Annotated in this window: 16 protein-coding genes; all 16 read right to left on the bottom strand. The window is 42.0% G+C overall.

Features of this window, described 5'->3' with window-relative positions:
• The 16 genes from uvrC to IRB43_RS00890 all read right to left on the bottom strand — a co-directional run bounded on the left by uvrC (position 1) and on the right by IRB43_RS00890 (position 17,343).
• Positions 1-1,776 (bottom strand): excinuclease ABC subunit UvrC, encoded by a 1,776-nt coding sequence (gene uvrC, locus IRB43_RS00965; protein ID WP_203361558.1) that lies wholly within the window; start codon positions 1,774-1,776, stop codon positions 1-3.
• Entirely contained in the window at positions 1,769-3,229 is a 1,461-nt protein-coding gene (locus tag IRB43_RS00960) for a glycosyltransferase family 39 protein (protein ID WP_203361557.1), read from the bottom strand. The genes uvrC and IRB43_RS00960 overlap by 8 nt, the downstream gene beginning before the upstream one ends.
• 93 nt (positions 3,230-3,322) lie before the next feature.
• Complete coding sequence (locus tag IRB43_RS00955; RefSeq protein ID WP_203361556.1) at positions 3,323-4,246, bottom strand: FTR1 family iron permease; 924 nt, start codon at positions 4,244-4,246, stop codon at positions 3,323-3,325.
• 24 nt (positions 4,247-4,270) lie between these two features.
• On the bottom strand, positions 4,271-5,032 hold the full coding sequence (locus IRB43_RS00950) for a hypothetical protein (RefSeq protein WP_203361555.1): 762 nt from the start codon (positions 5,030-5,032) through the stop codon (positions 4,271-4,273).
• A 71-nt stretch (positions 5,033-5,103) separates the two neighbouring features.
• Entirely contained in the window at positions 5,104-5,844 is a 741-nt protein-coding gene (locus IRB43_RS00945; protein WP_203361554.1) for a glycosyltransferase family 2 protein, read from the bottom strand.
• The gene (locus IRB43_RS00940; protein ID WP_203361553.1) at positions 5,837-7,303 is read right to left on the bottom strand and encodes an alkaline phosphatase family protein; all 1,467 of its coding nucleotides are present in this window, start codon (positions 7,301-7,303) and stop codon (positions 5,837-5,839) included. The genes IRB43_RS00945 and IRB43_RS00940 overlap by 8 nt, the downstream gene beginning before the upstream one ends.
• Positions 7,300-8,238, bottom strand: coding sequence for a lysylphosphatidylglycerol synthase transmembrane domain-containing protein (locus IRB43_RS00935; protein ID WP_203361552.1), 939 nt, complete (start codon positions 8,236-8,238; stop codon positions 7,300-7,302). Before IRB43_RS00935 ends, IRB43_RS00940 begins: the two co-directional genes overlap by 4 nt.
• The gene (locus IRB43_RS00930; RefSeq protein WP_203361551.1) at positions 8,216-9,166 is read right to left on the bottom strand and encodes an NAD-dependent epimerase/dehydratase family protein; all 951 of its coding nucleotides are present in this window, start codon (positions 9,164-9,166) and stop codon (positions 8,216-8,218) included. Before IRB43_RS00930 ends, IRB43_RS00935 begins: the two co-directional genes overlap by 23 nt.
• Positions 9,167-9,272: 106 nt before the next feature.
• A complete protein-coding gene (locus IRB43_RS00925; protein WP_203361550.1) occupies positions 9,273-10,472 on the bottom strand; it encodes a hypothetical protein in 1,200 nt (399 codons plus the stop codon).
• Between the two features lie 144 nt (positions 10,473-10,616).
• Positions 10,617-10,931, bottom strand: coding sequence for a thioredoxin (trxA, locus tag IRB43_RS00920; RefSeq protein ID WP_203361549.1), 315 nt, complete (start codon positions 10,929-10,931; stop codon positions 10,617-10,619).
• A 155-nt stretch (positions 10,932-11,086) separates the two neighbouring features.
• Positions 11,087-12,193 carry an ABC transporter ATP-binding protein gene (locus IRB43_RS00915; protein WP_203361548.1) on the bottom strand — a complete coding sequence of 369 codons (1,107 nt, stop codon included), beginning with the start codon at positions 12,191-12,193 and terminating at the stop codon, positions 11,087-11,089.
• A 137-nt stretch (positions 12,194-12,330) separates the two neighbouring features.
• On the bottom strand, positions 12,331-13,311 hold the full coding sequence (locus tag IRB43_RS00910; protein ID WP_203361547.1) for an electron transfer flavoprotein subunit alpha/FixB family protein: 981 nt from the start codon (positions 13,309-13,311) through the stop codon (positions 12,331-12,333).
• A gap of 19 nt (positions 13,312-13,330) precedes the next feature.
• Positions 13,331-14,104 carry an electron transfer flavoprotein subunit beta/FixA family protein gene (locus IRB43_RS00905; protein ID WP_203361546.1) on the bottom strand — a complete coding sequence of 258 codons (774 nt, stop codon included), beginning with the start codon at positions 14,102-14,104 and terminating at the stop codon, positions 13,331-13,333.
• A gap of 67 nt (positions 14,105-14,171) precedes the next feature.
• On the bottom strand, positions 14,172-14,945 hold the full coding sequence (locus IRB43_RS00900) for an enoyl-CoA hydratase (protein ID WP_203361545.1): 774 nt from the start codon (positions 14,943-14,945) through the stop codon (positions 14,172-14,174).
• 27 nt (positions 14,946-14,972) lie between these two features.
• The gene (locus IRB43_RS00895; protein ID WP_203361544.1) at positions 14,973-15,557 is read right to left on the bottom strand and encodes a TetR/AcrR family transcriptional regulator; all 585 of its coding nucleotides are present in this window, start codon (positions 15,555-15,557) and stop codon (positions 14,973-14,975) included.
• Positions 15,558-15,654: 97 nt separating this feature from the next.
• Complete coding sequence (locus IRB43_RS00890) at positions 15,655-17,343, bottom strand: long-chain-fatty-acid--CoA ligase (RefSeq protein ID WP_203361543.1); 1,689 nt, start codon at positions 17,341-17,343, stop codon at positions 15,655-15,657.
• Positions 17,344-17,509 lie beyond the last annotated feature (166 nt).

Genomic DNA, 17,509 nt, shown 5'->3' with positions numbered 1-17,509 from the left:
TCAGTTGCTGCTTAATTTCTTGACGACTTCCTCCGCTATTCGCTCAGGAATGCCGATCGCCGTGATCTCTTCCTTCGTGGCTTCTTTCAATTTCTTCACTGAGCCGAATGCTTTCAACAGCATATTCTTCCTTTTTGGTCCGACCCCATCAATATTATCTAGAATCGACTGAAACGCGCTCTTTCCACGCAGCTCCCGGTGAAACGTAATCGCAAAACGGTGGACTTCATCTTGAATCCGCTGCAATAAATAAAACTCTTGGCTGTTATGTTTAAGCGGGATGATCTTTAATGGATCACCATATAACAATTGCGAAGTGCGATGCTTATCGTCCTTCGCAAGACCAGCAACTGGCACATCGATATTTAATTCATATAGCAAAATCTCTTTAGCGGCTTCAATTTGCCCTTTCCCGCCGTCGATCACCACTAAGTCTGGCAATGGAAGCCGTTCTTTTAGCACTCGAGTGTAGCGACGACGAATCACTTCCCGCATCGATTCATAATCATCTGGCCCCTCGACCGTTTTAATTTTAAATTTGCGATATTCCTTCTTTAGCGGTTTCCCATCGCCAAAGACAACCATTGCCGAAACAGGATCTGTTCCTTGGATGTTGGAATTATCAAATGCCTCAATACGAAGGGGAGGATGAATATTCATCGCTTCACCGAGTCGTTCCACTGCTTTGATCGTTCGCTCTTCGTCCCGTTCAATTAACGCAAATTTTTCTCGCAGTGCAACAGCCGCATTTTTTTCGGCTAACTTGACAAGTTCTTTCTTTTGTCCTTTTTGCGGCTTTAGCATCTTCACTTCAATCAGCTGTTCTGCTAAATGAGCATCCACATTTTCCGGCAACAAAATTTCTTTCGGTTTAAAATGATTCGGCTGATCATAAAATTGGTTAAGGTATGTCAAAAATTCCTCTTCCGGCTCATCATAAAAAGGAAATAAAGACACATCTCGTTCAATCAGCTTTCCTTGGCGGACGAAAAAGACTTGCACGCACATCCAACCTTTATCCACTGCGTAACCGAACACATCCCGATCCATTAAATCCGTCGTATTGATCTTTTGCTTTTCCATCAGAGCATCAATGTGGGTAATTTGGTCGCGGTATTCTTTTGCTCGTTCAAACTCCAGTTTTTCCGCTGCTTCTTGCATTTTGCCCATTAACTCTTCTCTCACCTGTTGATGCCCGCCTTGTAAAAATCGACTTATTTCCTGGGTAATATGTCGGTATTCTTCATCGGGCACCTCTTTCACACAAGGAGCCAAGCATTGTCCCATGTGATAATAAAGACAGACCCGATCCGGCAAATTCATACATTTCCTTAAAGGATAGAGCCGATCCAACAGCTTTTTCGTCTCATTCGCTGCCTGCGCATGCGGATAAGGTCCGAAATATTTTCCCTTATCTTTTTGAACCTTTCGAGTGATCACTAACCTTGGATGACGTTCAGCTGTCAGTTTAATAAACGGATAGCTTTTATCATCTTTCAGCATAATATTATATTTCGGATCATGCTTTTTAATTAAGTTCAGCTCTAAAATTAACGCTTCTAAATTAGAAGAAGTGATAATATACTCAAAGTCTTCGATTTCACTGACTAAACGCTGCGTCTTTCCATCGTGAGAACCAGTAAAATAAGAGCGAACCCGATTTTTTAACACCTTTGCCTTCCCGACGTAAATGACCGTTCCATGCCGGTCCTTCATTAAATAACAGCCTGGCTGATCAGGAAGCAGCGCTAATTTATGTTTAATGATTTCATTCATTTTTTCCACCTCCAGATGGCATCCACTCATAAAGAATCACTTGATCATACACAGGATCAAATAAATGATTAGAGGTAAATTCAGCTTGTTTCGTCAGTTGCTCCTGTAAGGAATGACCAATTTGTTGTTCAAAACCGCTCACCACTTTATCAGTTAAATAAATGCGCCGGTTTTTCTGTGACGAAACATCCGCAAGAAAACGATCATAGCTAAATAGCCGCTTATGAGAAAAGGAAACTTGCCGATACTCAAACACTCTTGTTTCCTCCCATGTATATACAATAAATGGTTCCTTCATTTCTTCCAAATAATTCGATGCTTGAATGACGGCTGGCTCGTCTAGTGCTTGTTCTTTTACTAATGGAATGGCGACCATCATCTCCGTCATAACTGTAACCGCTACAGCTGCTGTGAACCATCTTTTCCAATTCACTTTTGTTAATAGCAAGAGCGGCAGCAATGAGATGAGCGGCAAACTATGGCGGGGCTTATCGATGTTTTGAGCAAATAACACCCATAAAAAATAAGAAAGAAAGACCGCTAGCCAACTGAGTGAGATCACATCCCCCATTCGTTTGTTCATCATAAAACCAGCCGCTACAAATGTGCCTCCTAATAGAATGGCCAACGGTAAATCCTCGACAAACATCCCGCTCCATAACAAGTTATGAAACAACAAATAAGACATTCTTTCCCATACAGCAGCATCACTTGCGATCGCTGTGCCTCCCCACTCAGTAAAATGACCGTCGGTAAAGCCTAAAGCAATTTTTATAAATGTTTGCAAACTGCCAGCATTGCTAATTAATGCACTCACCCATGCTAAATTGGCCGCTATCAATATGAAAAGCTGAAAAACAATGCCGCGACCATCCTTTGTCTGTTTCCAATACCATATCCAGTATACAATAACGGCAACAAACACGGCTACATAGGAGAGGCGAACGCCGAGTAAGACCGCCAGCAGCACCATTGGCCAAATACCTGCTTCTCTCGTTCCTTGCTCAACTGCCCTCATCAAGGACCAAAGGAACCAAAAGAAAATCGCTAAGGCCATCGGTTCAGAAATCGGTTGCTGCATCATCAGCAAAGGAAAAGGCAAACAATGGATCAGCAGCGCTGTTAAAAAGGCCGGACGAGGAGATAAAGAATGTCTTGCTAATTTAAAAAGCGGATAAAGGCTAGTCAAATAAATGAGCTTGTTCCATATCGATAAAGCGGCTTCTGCATCTTTAACCACATAATGAACGACCATAGCGGCGAACATAAAAAAGGGATAACCAGGAAAATGCGGCTGCATCGCCAGCAAATCAAATCGAGTCACACCTAGAGCAAAATCGACTTGATCCCATGTGGAAGGCATAACAACTGGTAGAAAAATAATATATCCCCATAATACTAGAAAAGCAATGAGCGAAACAATCAGCATGATGTTGATACCACGAGTACGCATATAAAACTCCTTTCATAATGAAAGTGATAGCTAAACGACAATAAAGACCCGCCTAAAGGCGAGTCTTGCAGAGGGAGATCCATATACTATCTATTATACAGCTTTTCTTTTTTTAAATGATGGTTTGCTTATTTTTCCTTTATCAATCAGTCGCGTCATCACGATGACAATCGCAAAGTATCCCCAATAGCCGAGCACTTGCTCAAGCGACGGATTATGGCTGTAGCCAAACATCGCTGCCATAAACAATCCGACTTGCCCACTGATGAGCGACTCTTTTCCTGTATCGCGAAGATAGTGCATTTCATCTTGGTAATGCTCAGGCATAATATGAACAATATTATACAGTTCCGCTGGCTTTCCTTCAGCTGTTGTGTAAAGGGAACCCATTTTTCCAAGGTCTTGCAACACGCCAATTCCTTGAACAAGCAAACCGGCGGCAATAAACATAATGAGAATACCCGTCACATTAAAAAAGGTTTTTAATGAAAATCTCATCGTACCTGAGAAAAACATATAGCCCAGCACTAAAGCCATAAGCAAACCAGCTAACGCTCCAGAGCTTTGAAACACCTTTGTAATGTCTCCGCCGCTAATCGCAGCGAAGAAAAAGACCGTTTCTACTCCTTCACGCACGACGATTAAGTAAGAGTGGATAATTAAGGCTGACACACTGCCCGCTGTGACGGCGGCCCCAATTTTTTTCTGCATATCGCCATTGATATCTTTTGATTCTTTCTTCATCCAAATAACCATATGGGTAAGTAAAAAGACTGAAGCGAACAAAATGCCGACTTTTAAATACACTTCCGATCCAAAGCTCGCAAAACCTGTGAACACGACTTGGAACACAAGAGCAATTAAAAAGCTTGAAACAATTGCCAACAACACACCGACATAAATCCATTTTTTGTATTGATTGGCATCTAGCCGCGTTAAATAAGAAAGAATTAAACCAACAATTAAGATTGCTTCTAACGCTTCACGTAGCGTAATTAAAAATGCTTGAAAATCCATGCTGCACTCCCCCTGCGCTTTTTCCTACTGTTTCTTTTGTTTACGTTTATTCACGATGATCATGACAACTAACAAAGCAACAAGTCCAACCGATAGCCAGAACCAAAAGCTTGATGTTCCGCCTTCTTGCATTTGATCAAGAAAATCTAAATTTTCTTCCGTTAAATGACTTTTATCTTGTTCTTCAGACACAATCGGAAAAACCGGCTCGATTTGATCAATAATAAATTGAGTCTGTTTTGTAAATGTTTCTGGATCATTTTCTTGATTACCTATTCCAAACAACCCAGGATTCCCCAATGATTTTAAGGAGTCATCAAATGCCTGATAAATGGTATCTACCGTTTTTTGATCGGTTTGTTTCACCATCTCAGGTTCTAACACCGCAAATGTCCCGCGCGCTTTTGCCAGCAGCAATTTGGCTTGACCGTAGTCATCAAACTGTTCTTGAGCAAAATGAAGGCGCCGTTCAATATTTAAGCGCATTGCTGCTTGCCAGCTGCGGCGCATGAGCTCCTTATCTTTATTCTCAATTGCTTTTTCTATATCTGGTATCGTTTTCTTAAAATATAAACTGAAGTCTTTTTCGTATGTACTATATACCTCTTTCACTTTTCCCCAGTCATCGTTATCGAGATGAACTGTCAATTCTTTATACGCTTCCGCCATTTTCTCTTCATTCGGATCGCCGTAAGAATAGGCAGCTGTATGTAAAGGAAAAGCAAAAGCAAAACCATTCAGTACCATCATTAAAATGAAACTTAAAAAAAGAGAAGTTCTTTTCATTTTCATGCCTCCTGTCTATTTGATGATAATGATTATCAATTTTATTGTCAATCCTTTTTAGCCACAAAAGTTTAGTTTTTTGTGGCTATATATTTTTTTGGTTGCTCTACCTTTTTGACCGGCGTCCTCATTTCTTTATAAATCGCTGGCAATACATTCATCATATAGGATTTAAACTTAATAAATGACTGCCCAGTGGTACGCACTTGATATTCAATCGGCACTTCTTTCATTCGAAATCCCTTCCGAACAATGTTCAAGGTAATCACTTGGGCATAGTTATAATCGTGGATAATTTCCGCTTCTTCCATCACCGTTTTCGAAAAGGCCCGCATCCCTGACTGTCCGTCATAAATCCATTGACGCAACAAGATCGATTGTAGCAACGTAAAACAATAATTTCCTAAACGGCGATGAATTTTCATCCCATCGATTGTTCCCTTAAATCTTGATCCCATCGTATAGTCGGCTTCCCCTGATAAAATCGGAGCGATGACATCTGGAATTTGCCGAGCCGGATATTCTCCATCCGCATCAATCATCACACCAATATCTGCTTGCAGGCGAAGACATTCTTGCAGGCCGCGGCGAACAGCGGCACCTAGTCCGCTGTTTTTCTCCATATGCACAATATGATCGGCGCCTGCTGCTTGAGCGACCTCCACTGTTCGATCCGTTGATCCATCATTGATCACTAACACCTCGACATCAATTGAAGGATCAAACTTCCGCGGCACCTCTTGAATGACAGCGGCAATCGCTTCCTCTTCATTGTAAGCTGGCAAAAATACAACTACTTTCTTTTTAGTCAATGGATTGGTCCCTCTTTTCTACAAATGCTTCTTCTAGTACCGGTCCACGGGCATGGTCTGGCAACGGAGCGCCAAGTATATAAGCAAGAGTTGACGCCATAGACACTAGACTGCGCTTTTCTTGTACTTTCTCTCCCGGCTTAATATTTGGGCCATACATGAAGAATGGAACAAATCGTTCTCCTTCATCTAAATGGCCGTGTCCGCCAATGCCGTCTGCTTGACCGTGATCGGCACAAATTATCAATGTTGTATTGTCCATCTTGCCTTCCGCTTCTAACCACTCCACAAAGTCTTTGACTAGCGCATCGGCTTCTTGAATTTTTTCAATATACTCATCATAAAACACGCCGCGGCTATGTCCTGTTTGATCGGTCGCGATCATTTGAACAATAAATAAATCCGGATCTTGCTCATTCATAATTTTCTTAGCCCGCTTCATAATATTCGGATCTGCTTCATCGTTTTTCATGACAGCAGTGACAGTTTCTACATCATCGCCCATCGAATCGACTAAGTGAGCAATACCGAGCAGGCGCCCTTTTTTGTTCACTTTTCTAAGGGAATCAAAAATACTTTCCGTTTTAATCCCGAGCTTATAGACCATGTTCGATTGAATTCCATGCTCAAATGGATACGTCCCTGTAAACATGGAAGAAAAGCAGACGACTGTTCGAGCTGGGTAGACCGTTTCCATATTCGTATATTCTGTTCCGTTTTCCTTTAGAAAATCGAGGTAAGGAGTGTTCGCTTCATAAAAACGTTCTTTCCGCATTCCATCAATCACAATGACGACTACTCGATCGGTTTGGTGATCCGGATCAGCTTTAGGCATCGTCGCATATTGTTCATACGGTTTTGGCTTCCAATCGAATAAATAACGATGCAGAATAAAAGTAAACACAAACACACCAGCATAAAACGAAGCGATATGGGTCCATTCGAAGGCGGCACCTGCTACACTTTGTTCGAAAAACTGTTGCCAAAGCATCAGCAACAGCAATACTTTCGGTAGCTGTTCTTGAGCATTTCCGCTTGTGGAATCACTATTTTTCAACACAAGCTTCCAAAAACGAGTGAAGTTCCAAAGTGTGATCCCGATCCGTAAATGATAATAAATCGTCCCCCAAAAGAAGACGGTAAAGAAAAAGTATAAACCGAATGCTAACGCTAATAGCCCAAAGTCCACTTGTCCTCCCATGAGCAAAAAGGCGACGAACGGCATCCATAAATAATTTCGCAAAAAGAGCGGAAAGTCATAAATAAAATAAAGAATAAATAGCGGCAAGACGAGCAAAAAGCCTATACCTAAAGCCTTTACATTCTCCGCTTGCCCTAAGTCAAACAAATGATAAATCAGCATCGTACCAACAACAAAAATAGGTGTGAAGGGTTTCCCTTCATTCAACAAATTCCAGCAGCGCGCCGCAAATTTTTCAAATTTCGATGCACTTTTCATTGGCGAATGCCTCCTTTCTTTTTCGTATACAACACGTTTTTAAACGAGAGCGGATGAATGAGCCAAACAACCGCTCCTGCTCCAAATGAGAAAATAAACTTGAGTCCATGAGTAATTAGCGCCACAGTCATACCAAACTCTACCGTGTCACCCACAGCACGAAAAGCCAATGACATCACTGTTTCATAGTTCGCAATCCCGCCGGGGGTGATTTGAAACGTTTGACCCGCAACCGTCATACTATTGATCCATATCGCTTGAAAAGATGTTACGGGATGAACAAGAGCAGAAGCCACGGTCCAAACGAGCGCCGCTTCCATTAACCAGCTAAGCAAAACAAGACCAAAGACCGGAATCGTCGAGCTTCTCCAAAACGTATCTTTAAAGAATACCCACTGGCGAAGAAACAGCTCTTTTTTCCACCTGATCATACCTATGAGCAATAGTCCTCCTATAAAAGTAAGGATTGCTATGAAGTACAGGGGAAAGCTCGTTGGGAAGGGGAGCCAATACAAGCCGATATAGGCAATTGCGATGAGAATGAAAAAATCAAATCCTCTCATCACAGCCACAGATTGTAAGGCCATGAAATACGCTTGGCCTTCTCGCTCCTTACATATGTAAGCCCGGAACAACTCTCCTGCCTTGACAGGAAGCAAATGATTGACGAATAAACTATACAAAATACCAATCAAAGCCGTTGAAAAGCGAATGCGCCCACGAAGATACCATGTCCATGCTAAGGCTTTCACTGCAAATGAAAGCCCATAAACAGCTAAGCCTCCAACTAATAGCCAAGGATGCTGTTTCACCGTTTGTAAAGAAGACATCAGCATAGACGAATCTATGTAGCGATACAATAACCAGAAAAACAAAGCTAAGATCAGGACAGAAATGCCTCTTTTTATTCCTTTATAAATGTGCTTTGTTGTCATATGCCCACTCAATCGTTCGCTTCAGTCCTTCTTCAATCGAGGTAACTGGCTGAAATCCCAGTTCCTGTTTTGCTTTCGAAATGTCCGCCCATGTCGAAACAACATCCCCGACTCGATGGTCGCCGTAGCGAATATCCATGTGCGGAAACTCTTTTTCTAATAACGCTAACAAGCGAGTCATACTAGTCGGGGAGCCTGCTCCAATATTCCAAATAGCATAGTTTTGTTGATCATTTAAACTCAAGCGGATGCCGTTGACGACATCATCCACATACGTATAATCACGACCGCTTCCTTTGCCGTAAATGTCAATCGCCTCACCGTTCATTGCTCGTTTAATAAATTTTGCTATCGCCATATCTGGCCGTCCCCAAGGTCCATACACAGTAAAAAAGCGCAGCACGGATACAGAGTAGGAATAAAGCTGCGCATATACATGGCAAAATGATTCCGCACTCCATTTCGATGCAGCGTATGGGGAGATCGCTCGGCCATTCGCCATTTCTTCTTTTAATGGCCTATTAGGCTGTTCGCCATAGACAGAAGAGGAAGAAGCAAAAACCACTTTCTTTACCTCTGCCTTACCCGCTGCCTCTAGCACATTAATCGTCATTTTAATATCGTAATCGACATACATTAGCGGCTCCTCCAGCGAATAAGACACACCTGGCAAAGCCGCTAGATGAATGATCGCATCTGGACGTATTTGCGCAATAAGCGCGATCGTTTCTTCTCGATGGAGTAAATTATGTTCATAAAAATAAGCAAAACCTGTTTGACGAATCACTTCAGCATGTTTTTTCTTTCGTTCTGGCGAGTAATACGGATGGAAATGATCAATAATATGCACTTCCTGCCCTTCCTTCAGCAATCGAGTGGCTGTGTGCATCCCGATAAAGCCAGCCCCGCCTGTGATGACAATTTTCATCTTTCTTCAACTCTTTCTTTTTCAGCGTCACATGTCATTGTATCACAGCCTGTGAGAAAAATAGAAAAGCCGTTTTTCTGCAAAACGGCTCTCCCTCATTTGTTCATTATTTAATCTGGCTAAGGCTAGATTTGATCTCATCACTTAATGATTTCGCTTCGTCCGCTTTTTCATTAGCAACCGCTTCAAACCATTTTTCTGCTTTTTGATGAAGTTCAGCCGTTTTGTCTTCACCTAGCTGTTTCTTTAATTGAAGATCAATCATGTTCATGAACATGTTTCCTTCTAACGCTTCTACTTTCGCATCTAATGTTTTGTTTGCTGCTAAGGCTTCTGGTACCTTTTCATGATAGCCTGTTACTTTGCCGATAATGGCTGTATTAAATAGACTGTTGACTTCTACAGCTTTGATTGTTTTCGGATCTGTATCAAGAGAGAATAATTCATCTAGCTTTTTAGCCGCTTCTTCATTTCCACCTGATAATGATTCTTTAATCGCTTGAAGGAATCCATATCCTTCTGCTTGCATAATCTTTAACTCATCTTCTTTTCCTTCAGCCACAGCCGCTTCAATTTTTTCAGCATAGCCGTTTGCCGCTAAGTAATATACTTTATAAATCGATTTATCCGTCAACTGAACGTATACTTGGAAGTCATCTGCATTTCCAGCGGTTAATGCTTCTTCTTGTACTTTCAAGCCGTTACGAATGTTTTCAGCCACGCTGTCTTTGCCAGAAAGTTCATAGTACGTATCGCGCTTTTCAGCTGTTGGAATAAATACGTTATCCGCTAATTGCTTAATCTCATCAAACATCGCTTTCGCTTCATCTGCTTTTTTCTCAGCTAATGCGGCACTCGCATCTTTTTGCAGACGCTTTTGCTTTTGATAGAAATACGATTGCGTTAATTTATCGACAAGTTGCATCGCCACAACGGAATCAAGCTCTTCTGATTTGCCCGCTTCAATTGCCGCTTCAATGCCTTGAGCATATTCCCCATTCACTTCATTAATCGCCGCTTGCAACTGTTCTGAGTAAGCTTTTTCAACGTTGGTCCAGTCCACTTTGCCGCCTTCTTTCAGCTTATCTTTCTCAGCAGAAAATACTTGATAAGCCTCAATTTGAGCTGCAACTGCTCCTGTTGTTTCAGCTGGGGCTTGTTCTTGATCTTTCGCTTCCTCAGCAGGCTTTGCTTCTTCTTGCTTTTTCTCTTCTTTCGGCGCTTCTTCTGTGCCTCCACAGCCGGCTAACACCGTCCCCGCTACTAAAAATGATGCAAAAATTGCCTGTAGTTCTCTCTTTTTCATGCCTGTTCCTCCAAAACCTCTTAATTGATAACGTTTTTCAACATAAACACATTATAAAGAGAATGATTCTCATAGTCAATGGTAATTTTCTAGCAATAAAAAAAAACGCCCTCTGTCTATGACAGAAGGCGCTTGTGTACTTCATTACGCATGTTTGTTAATTAATTCAGCTAATGCTTCTTTCGGTTGGAAACCAATCACTTTATCTACTGGCTGGCCATCTTTGAAAAGGATCAAAGTTGGAATGCTCATTACACCAAATTTTGCAGCTGTTTCTTGGTTGTCATCTACATCGACTTTAACCACTTTCGCTGTGCCGCTTAGTTCAGCATCTAGCTCTTCAAGTACAGGAGCAATCATTTTACAAGGTCCGCACCAAGGAGCCCAGAAGTCTACAAGTACAAGACCATTTTCCGTTTCAGTTGAGAATGTTTGATCAGTTGCGTTTACAATTGCCATAAGAAATTACCTCCTAAAATAACGATATACTATGGATAGTATATCACCGTTTAAACAGTGATGCTATTTTTTTGTTTCAAAACTACTATAACCCATTTCTAAAGAAAATATCCCTTAAGAAAATAGCTCCCTCCTGTTTGGGAGGAAGTCGTGATTTATTCAAATAGTTCAATTCTTTTTTCTGAATCAGGATCAAAGAAATGAGCTTTATTCATATCAAAAGCGATGGTCAGCTCTTCACCAACGTGAATATCTAATCGGGAATCGAAGCGTGCTACAAAATTTTGACCTTCTAGTTGCGAATATACCATAATTTCTGCTCCAAGCATTTCCGCCACACTGACCTTCACCTTCACTGCTGACCCTTGAGATGTTTCAATAAAAATTAATTCATCATGAATATCTTCCGGACGGACGCCAAGAACAATGTCTCGTCTGACATATCCTTGCTTTTTCAAACTACTCATTTTCCCCTCCGGAATCTGCAGCGCGGTAGAGCCGATCATAAATTTACCGTCTGCAAGTATCCCTTTAAAAAAGTTCATAGCCGGTGAACCGATAAATCCGCCGACAAACATATTGTCTGGATTTTCATACACTTCTTTTGGCGTACCGATTTGCTGGACTTTGCCGTCTTTCATCACAACAATTCGGCTAGCCATCGTTAGCGCCTCTGTTTGATCATGCGTGACATAGATCGTTGTCGTTTGCAGGCGCTGATGCAGTTTAATAATTTCCGCCCTCATTTGCACCCGTAATTTGGCATCAAGGTTAGAAAGCGGCTCATCCATTAAGAACACTTTCGCATCGCGAACGATAGCCCGTCCTAAAGCGACCCGCTGCCGCTGACCTCCTGATAATTCTTTCGGTTTACGTTGTAAGTATTTCTCTAGCCCGAGAATATTCGCTGCATCTACTACGCGGCGCTCAATTTCTTCTTTCGGCACTTTACGCAGCTTCAATCCAAAAGCAATATTATCATAAACGGTCATATGCGGATAAAGAGCATAGTTTTGAAACACCATCGCGATATCACGGTCTTTAGGAGCCATTTCATTGACTCGTTGGCCATCAATATAAAAATCACCTTTTGAGATTTCTTCTAACCCTGCAACCATGCGCAAAGTGGTTGACTTTCCGCAACCCGATGGACCTACAAAGACGATAAACTCTTTATCTTCAATATGGAGATTGAAATTTTCGACTGCAGTTACGTTATTGTCATAGATTTTATAAATTTGTTTTAATTGCAGTTCTGCCATGGCCAGTCCCCCTGTTTAGCTAAATACTTTTCCCGCGCCTAAAGGCCGAATGATCGCCAATACCTGCTTATCTTCGACTATTTCTATCCTACAAAAAAAGCTGCTAGCCTCTATTAGACTAACAGCTTTTTTGCTCCTTAAGAAGTAGCAACTTTCAATTTCTTAAATTCTTCCGTTAATAACGGTACGACTTCAAATAAGTCACCAACGATTCCGTAATCTGCTACGCTAAAGATGCTTGCTTCTGGATCTTTATTGATCGCTACAATCACCTTTGAGTTAGACATTCCGGCTAAATGCTGGATTGCTCCAGAGATTCCACAAGCGATGTACAAATCAGGCGTTACAACTTTACCTGTTTGACCGATTTGTAAAGAGTAGTCGCAGTAATCCGCATCACAAGCTCCGCGAGAAGCACCGACTGCTCCGCCAAGCACATCAGCGAGCTCTTTTAATGGCCCAAAACCTTCTTCGCTCTTTACGCCGCGGCCGCCCGCCACGATTACTTTCGCTTCTGATAAATCTACACCTTCACTTGTTTTACGCACGACTTCTTGAATGATCGTACGAAGATCTTTAATCGTTGCTGAAACCGATGATACATCGCCTGAACGAGACTCATCTTTTTCAAGCGGTGCGATATTGTTTGGACGAACAGTCGCAAGTACGACTCCTTCGCTCACTGTTTTCTTTTCAAATGCTTTTCCGGAATAGATTGGGCGTGTGAAAACAATTTCTCCGCCTTCTTCTTCCACAGCTGTCGCATCAGAAATTAAGCCCGCTTCTAGCTTCGCCGCAATTTTCGGTGATAAATCTTTTCCTAACGCTGTATGACCGAAGACGATTCCCTCTGGACTTTCTTGATCAACAACCGCTAACAATGCTTGCGAGAAGCCGTCAGATGTGTATTGAGCCAGCTTTTCATCCTCTACTGTTACGACGCGATCCGCACCGTAATGAATCATTTGAGCAGCGTATGAGCTGACAGAATCGCCAAGCAATACCCCGACTACTTCGCCGCCTTCTGCCACTTTCTTAGCCGCTGCAATCGCTTCAAAAGATACGTTTCTTAATGCTCCGTCACGAACTTCACCTAATACTAATACTTTTTTTCCCATGTTTGTCCCCTCCTGTCAGTTAAATCACTTTCGCTTCTTTATGCAATGCGTTTACAAGTTCTGCTACTTGGTCGCTTAAATCGCCTTCTAAGATACGTCCTGCTTCTTTTTTTGGTGGCAGGAAAATGTCGATTGTTTTTGTTTTTGCTTCGACATCGTCTTCCTCTAAATCTAAATCATCCAGCTCTAACTCTTCTAACGGCTTTTTCTTCGCTTTCATAATCCCTGGTAAAGAAGGGTAGCGTGGCTCGTTTAATCCTTGTTGAGCTGTCACTAATAAAGGAAGCGTTGTTTGGATTTTTTCGGAATCTCCTTCAACGTCGCGAACGATATTTACTGTTTCGCCATCGATTTCAATGTTTGTAATCGTTGTAACGTACGGAATATCTAAAAGTTCCGCGACACGAGGACCGACTTGACCGCTGCCGCCATCGATCGCTACGTTACCAGCGATGATTAAATCCGCTTCTTTATCCTTTAAATATTCAGCTAAAATTTTCGCTGTTGTAAATTGATCTCCATCTTCAACGTCGTCCTCAATATTAATGAGAACAGCTTTATCTGCACCCATCGCAAGAGCTGTGCGAAGCTGCTTTTCACTTTCTTCTGATCCGACAGAAATGACTGTTACCTCTCCGCCTTTATCGTCGCGAATTTGAATCGCTTCTTCAACGGCATATTCATCATATGGATTGATAATGAATTCCGCTCCGTCTTCTTGAATCGCACCGTTCGCCACGGAAATTTTTTCTTCTGTATCAAATGTTCTCTTTAATAATACGTAGATGTTCATATTTTCCCCTCCTGCATTCTCAACTTTCTATCGTTTTAAAAGATTGTGAAAATTTTTCACAAAAAAATTATTGACCTGTAAATTCGGGCTGGCGTTTTTCGATAAAGGCTTGAATGCCTTCTTTCGCATCTTCAGAAACGAATACCACCCCAAAGCAATCTGCTTCCTTTTGCACGCCTTTATAGTATTCCGCGTGCTTTGAATAGTTTAATAGCTCAATAGCCGCTTTTATACTAACCGGGCTTTTTTGTGCGATTTTCGCAGCCATTTCTCTCGCTTTCGGCAACAGTTCTTCCTCTTCAAAGGCATGGTTGGCAAGTCCCCATTGAACCGCTTCTTTTCCGGAAATCGGTTCACTTGTCAACAGCATTTCCGCCGCTTTTGCCATACCCACATATCGCGGCAAGCGCTGGGACCCCGCGAAACCTGGGACAAGACCAAGAGAAAGTTCAGGCAAACCAAGCTTTGCCTTTTCCGTGACAAGGCGAATGTGACAGCTCATCGCCAATTCCAATCCGCCGCCAAGTGCCGCGCCATGAATAGCAGCGATCACCGGTTTCGGAAAAGTTTCCATTCTTTCAAATACACGCTGTCCCCTCGCAGCGAGCTGTGAAAATTCTTCACCTGTCTCAATGGAAGTGAACTCTTTAATATCGGCTCCAGCTGAGAAAAACCTGCCTTCTCCCTTTAACAAAAGAACACGAATCTCTTGATCGTTTTCCAATTCATCCAGCACGTGATCAATCTCTTCAATCAATGCACTAGATAAAGCATTGGCCGGTGGACGCTGAATCGTGATTTCAGCCACGCGTCCTTCTTTTTGCAAAGATATGTACTCCATTTTCTCACCATCCCTTTGTTCCATTGTTTAGCGGGCAGAAAATCCATTCAATAACATGTCTCCCACTTCTTCTGCAAGAGCTTTCAGATCATATTTTTGATCATTCATCACCCAAGTGGTAACGGTTTCATCCATCGTCCCGAAAATCATTTGCCTAGCGAGCAAAATATTTAACGATTCCCTAAACTCACCCGTTCGCACGCCTTCTTTTAAAATCTCATCCATCAGCAACAAATAGTCTTTAATGACGGCATTGATTTGCAGGCGCAGCTCCTTGATCGATTGTCGAACTTCGAGCTGAGTAACGATGGCTAAATGAGGATCTTCCGACAACATTTTAAAATGGTTTTCCACCAACACTAATAACTTCTCCGCCGCTGTCGATTTTCCTGCTACAGCTTCCTTAATTTTTCCGACAAAATCCCCCATTTTTTCACGAAACAGAGAAATTAATATATCGTCTTTATTTTTAAAATATAAATAAATGGTTCCATCTGCTACACCGGCTTGTTTCGCGATTTTGGATACTTGTGCTTGGTGGTAGCCGTTTTCTGCGATGACAACAACCGCTGCATCAATAATTTGATGGTATTTTGGTTTGTTTTTTTTCAAGAGCTGTCCCCCCCTAACCACAGAATGAATGACTATTCATTCATAATTCTATATTATCTGTTTTTTCTGTATTAGTCAAGAGGACAGCCCTATGATCCTAGCTCGTTTTCTCTAATTTCTTTTTATCTTCTTCTATTAAAGCACGGCGCAAAATTTTCCCGACCGCTGTTTTTGGCAGTTCTTTTCGAAATTCATAAATTTTCGGCACTTTATAAGGAGCAAGATGGTCTCGAGCAAACGCGTTGAGCTCTTCTTCCGTCACTTCATAGCCTTCCTTCAACACGACATAGGCCTTGACAGTCTCTCCGCGATAAGGATCGGGTATGCCCGCCACTACTGCTTCTTGGATCGCTTCATGTTCGTATAATATTTCTTCCACCTCGCGCGGATAAATATTATATCCTCCGGCAATAATCATATCTTTCTTGCGGTCCACGACATAAAAATAGCCCTTTTCATCCATATAGCCGATATCTCCCGTTAAAAACCAGCCATCTTTAAAAGCCATCTCCGTTTCTTCCGGACGATTCCAATAGCCTTTCATAATTTGCGGCCCTTTCACAACAATTTCTCCGACTTCACGCGGCGGCAAAAATTCGCCCGTTTGCATGGAAAGAATGCCAGCATCTGTATCGGGCCAAGGAACGCCGATGCTTCCCTTAATCCGTTCGCCATCCCAAAGGAAATTGGCGTGAACGACAGGCGACGTTTCGGACAAGCCATATCCCTCTACTAATTTGCCGCCAGTAATTTTTTCAAATTTTTGCTGCACTTCGACCGGTAATGGAGCCGAGCCGCTTAAGCAGCCATGAATAGAAGATAAATCATACTTTGGCAAATCCGGCTCATTCAATAACGCAATGTAGATGGTTGGAGCGCCTGGAAAAAGAGTCGGTTTTTGTTTTTCGATCGTCTTTAAGGTCGTTTTCGGATCAAACTTAGGCAGCAGCACCATTTTATACCCTTGCATAATCGATAAAATCATGACAGCCGTCATGCCATACACATGGAAAAAAGGAATGATGCCCAGTACCACTTCTTCCCCATACTTGCATTTGTACAACCACGCATCACACATGGTCGTATTCGCCACTAAGTTTTTATGAGTGAGCATGACCCCTTTTGGAAACCCTGTCGTTCCGCCTGTATATTGAAGCAAGGCGATATCTTCTTCAAAATCGAATGGAATCTCGATTTCCTCTGCTTGTTCTTGTGCCATGATGTTCTTAAATTCATGATTGACTCCCCGCTCTTCAATATGAACGACGAGACCTGTTTGTTTCTTTTGAATGTAAGGATAGATGATGTTTTTCGGAAAAGGCAAGTAATCTTTGATAGCGGTTACAATTAGATGGTCTAAGTTGGTATTTGCCCATACACTGCGGACGCGCGGATAAAGAATATCGAGCGTGATCATAATTTTCGAACCGGAATCCTTCATTTGGTACTCAATTTCCCGTTCCGTATACAAAGGATTCGTTTGAACAACAATTCCTCCCGCATACAATACGCCAAAATAACTGATGACCGCCTGTGGACTATTCGGCAGCATAATCGCTACTCGATCTCCTTTTTCAATTCCTAACTTTCGTAAATAACGAGCTAGTTTTAAAGCAGACTCATATACTTCTGTAAACGTTAATTCTTTCCCTAAGAAATGGATCGCTGTTTTATCAGGATAATCTTTTGCTGCCTTTGTTAAGTACTGTTGCAACGGTTGCTCTTTGTACGTCAAAGTCGCTGGTATTTCCTTTGGATATTGCGAAAGCCACCTCTTATCCGTCATCTTATCCCTCCTTAAATTGTTTTGAATATTAAAAATATTCTATTCGATTATAATATATTTTTACGGTAGATGCCAATGAATTCTTTTCTGATCGAGCGGTTATAACAGCGGCCACTAAAAGAAAAATCCGGCTTCTCTATACTCATCATTTGAGTGAAAGAAGCCG

The organism is Bacillus sp. REN10 (assembly GCF_016820555.1).
Lineage (GTDB): Bacteria > Bacillota > Bacilli > Bacillales > Domibacillaceae > Bacillus_CE.
The sequence above is the reverse complement of the archived record's forward strand: the minus strand, read 5'-3'. Positions and strand labels throughout refer to the sequence as shown.

What these genes read in the sequence shown, in the direction of transcription:
- IRB43_RS00940 (WP_203361553.1), bottom strand. Translation starts at nt 7,303, where the DNA reads ATGAAAAGTGCATCGAAATTTGAAAAATTTGCGGCGCGCTGCTGGAAT.
- IRB43_RS00960 (WP_203361557.1), bottom strand. Translation starts at nt 3,229, where the DNA reads ATGCGTACTCGTGGTATCAACATCATGCTGATTGTTTCGCTCATTGCT.
- IRB43_RS00900 (WP_203361545.1), bottom strand. Translation starts at nt 14,945, where the DNA reads ATGGAGTACATATCTTTGCAAAAAGAAGGACGCGTGGCTGAAATCACG.
- IRB43_RS00905 (WP_203361546.1), bottom strand. Translation starts at nt 14,104, where the DNA reads ATGAACATCTACGTATTATTAAAGAGAACATTTGATACAGAAGAAAAA.
- IRB43_RS00955 (WP_203361556.1), bottom strand. Translation starts at nt 4,246, where the DNA reads ATGGATTTTCAAGCATTTTTAATTACGCTACGTGAAGCGTTAGAAGCA.
- IRB43_RS00950 (WP_203361555.1), bottom strand. Translation starts at nt 5,032, where the DNA reads ATGAAAAGAACTTCTCTTTTTTTAAGTTTCATTTTAATGATGGTACTG.
- IRB43_RS00935 (WP_203361552.1), bottom strand. Translation starts at nt 8,238, where the DNA reads ATGACAACAAAGCACATTTATAAAGGAATAAAAAGAGGCATTTCTGTC.
- IRB43_RS00915 (WP_203361548.1), bottom strand. Translation starts at nt 12,193, where the DNA reads ATGGCAGAACTGCAATTAAAACAAATTTATAAAATCTATGACAATAAC.
- trxA (WP_203361549.1), bottom strand. Translation starts at nt 10,931, where the DNA reads ATGGCAATTGTAAACGCAACTGATCAAACATTCTCAACTGAAACGGAA.
- IRB43_RS00925 (WP_203361550.1), bottom strand. Translation starts at nt 10,472, where the DNA reads ATGAAAAAGAGAGAACTACAGGCAATTTTTGCATCATTTTTAGTAGCG.
- IRB43_RS00910 (WP_203361547.1), bottom strand. Translation starts at nt 13,311, where the DNA reads ATGGGAAAAAAAGTATTAGTATTAGGTGAAGTTCGTGACGGAGCATTA.
- IRB43_RS00890 (WP_203361543.1), bottom strand. Translation starts at nt 17,343, where the DNA reads ATGACGGATAAGAGGTGGCTTTCGCAATATCCAAAGGAAATACCAGCG.
- IRB43_RS00930 (WP_203361551.1), bottom strand. Translation starts at nt 9,166, where the DNA reads ATGAAAATTGTCATCACAGGCGGGGCTGGCTTTATCGGGATGCACACA.
- uvrC (WP_203361558.1), bottom strand. Translation starts at nt 1,776, where the DNA reads ATGAATGAAATCATTAAACATAAATTAGCGCTGCTTCCTGATCAGCCA.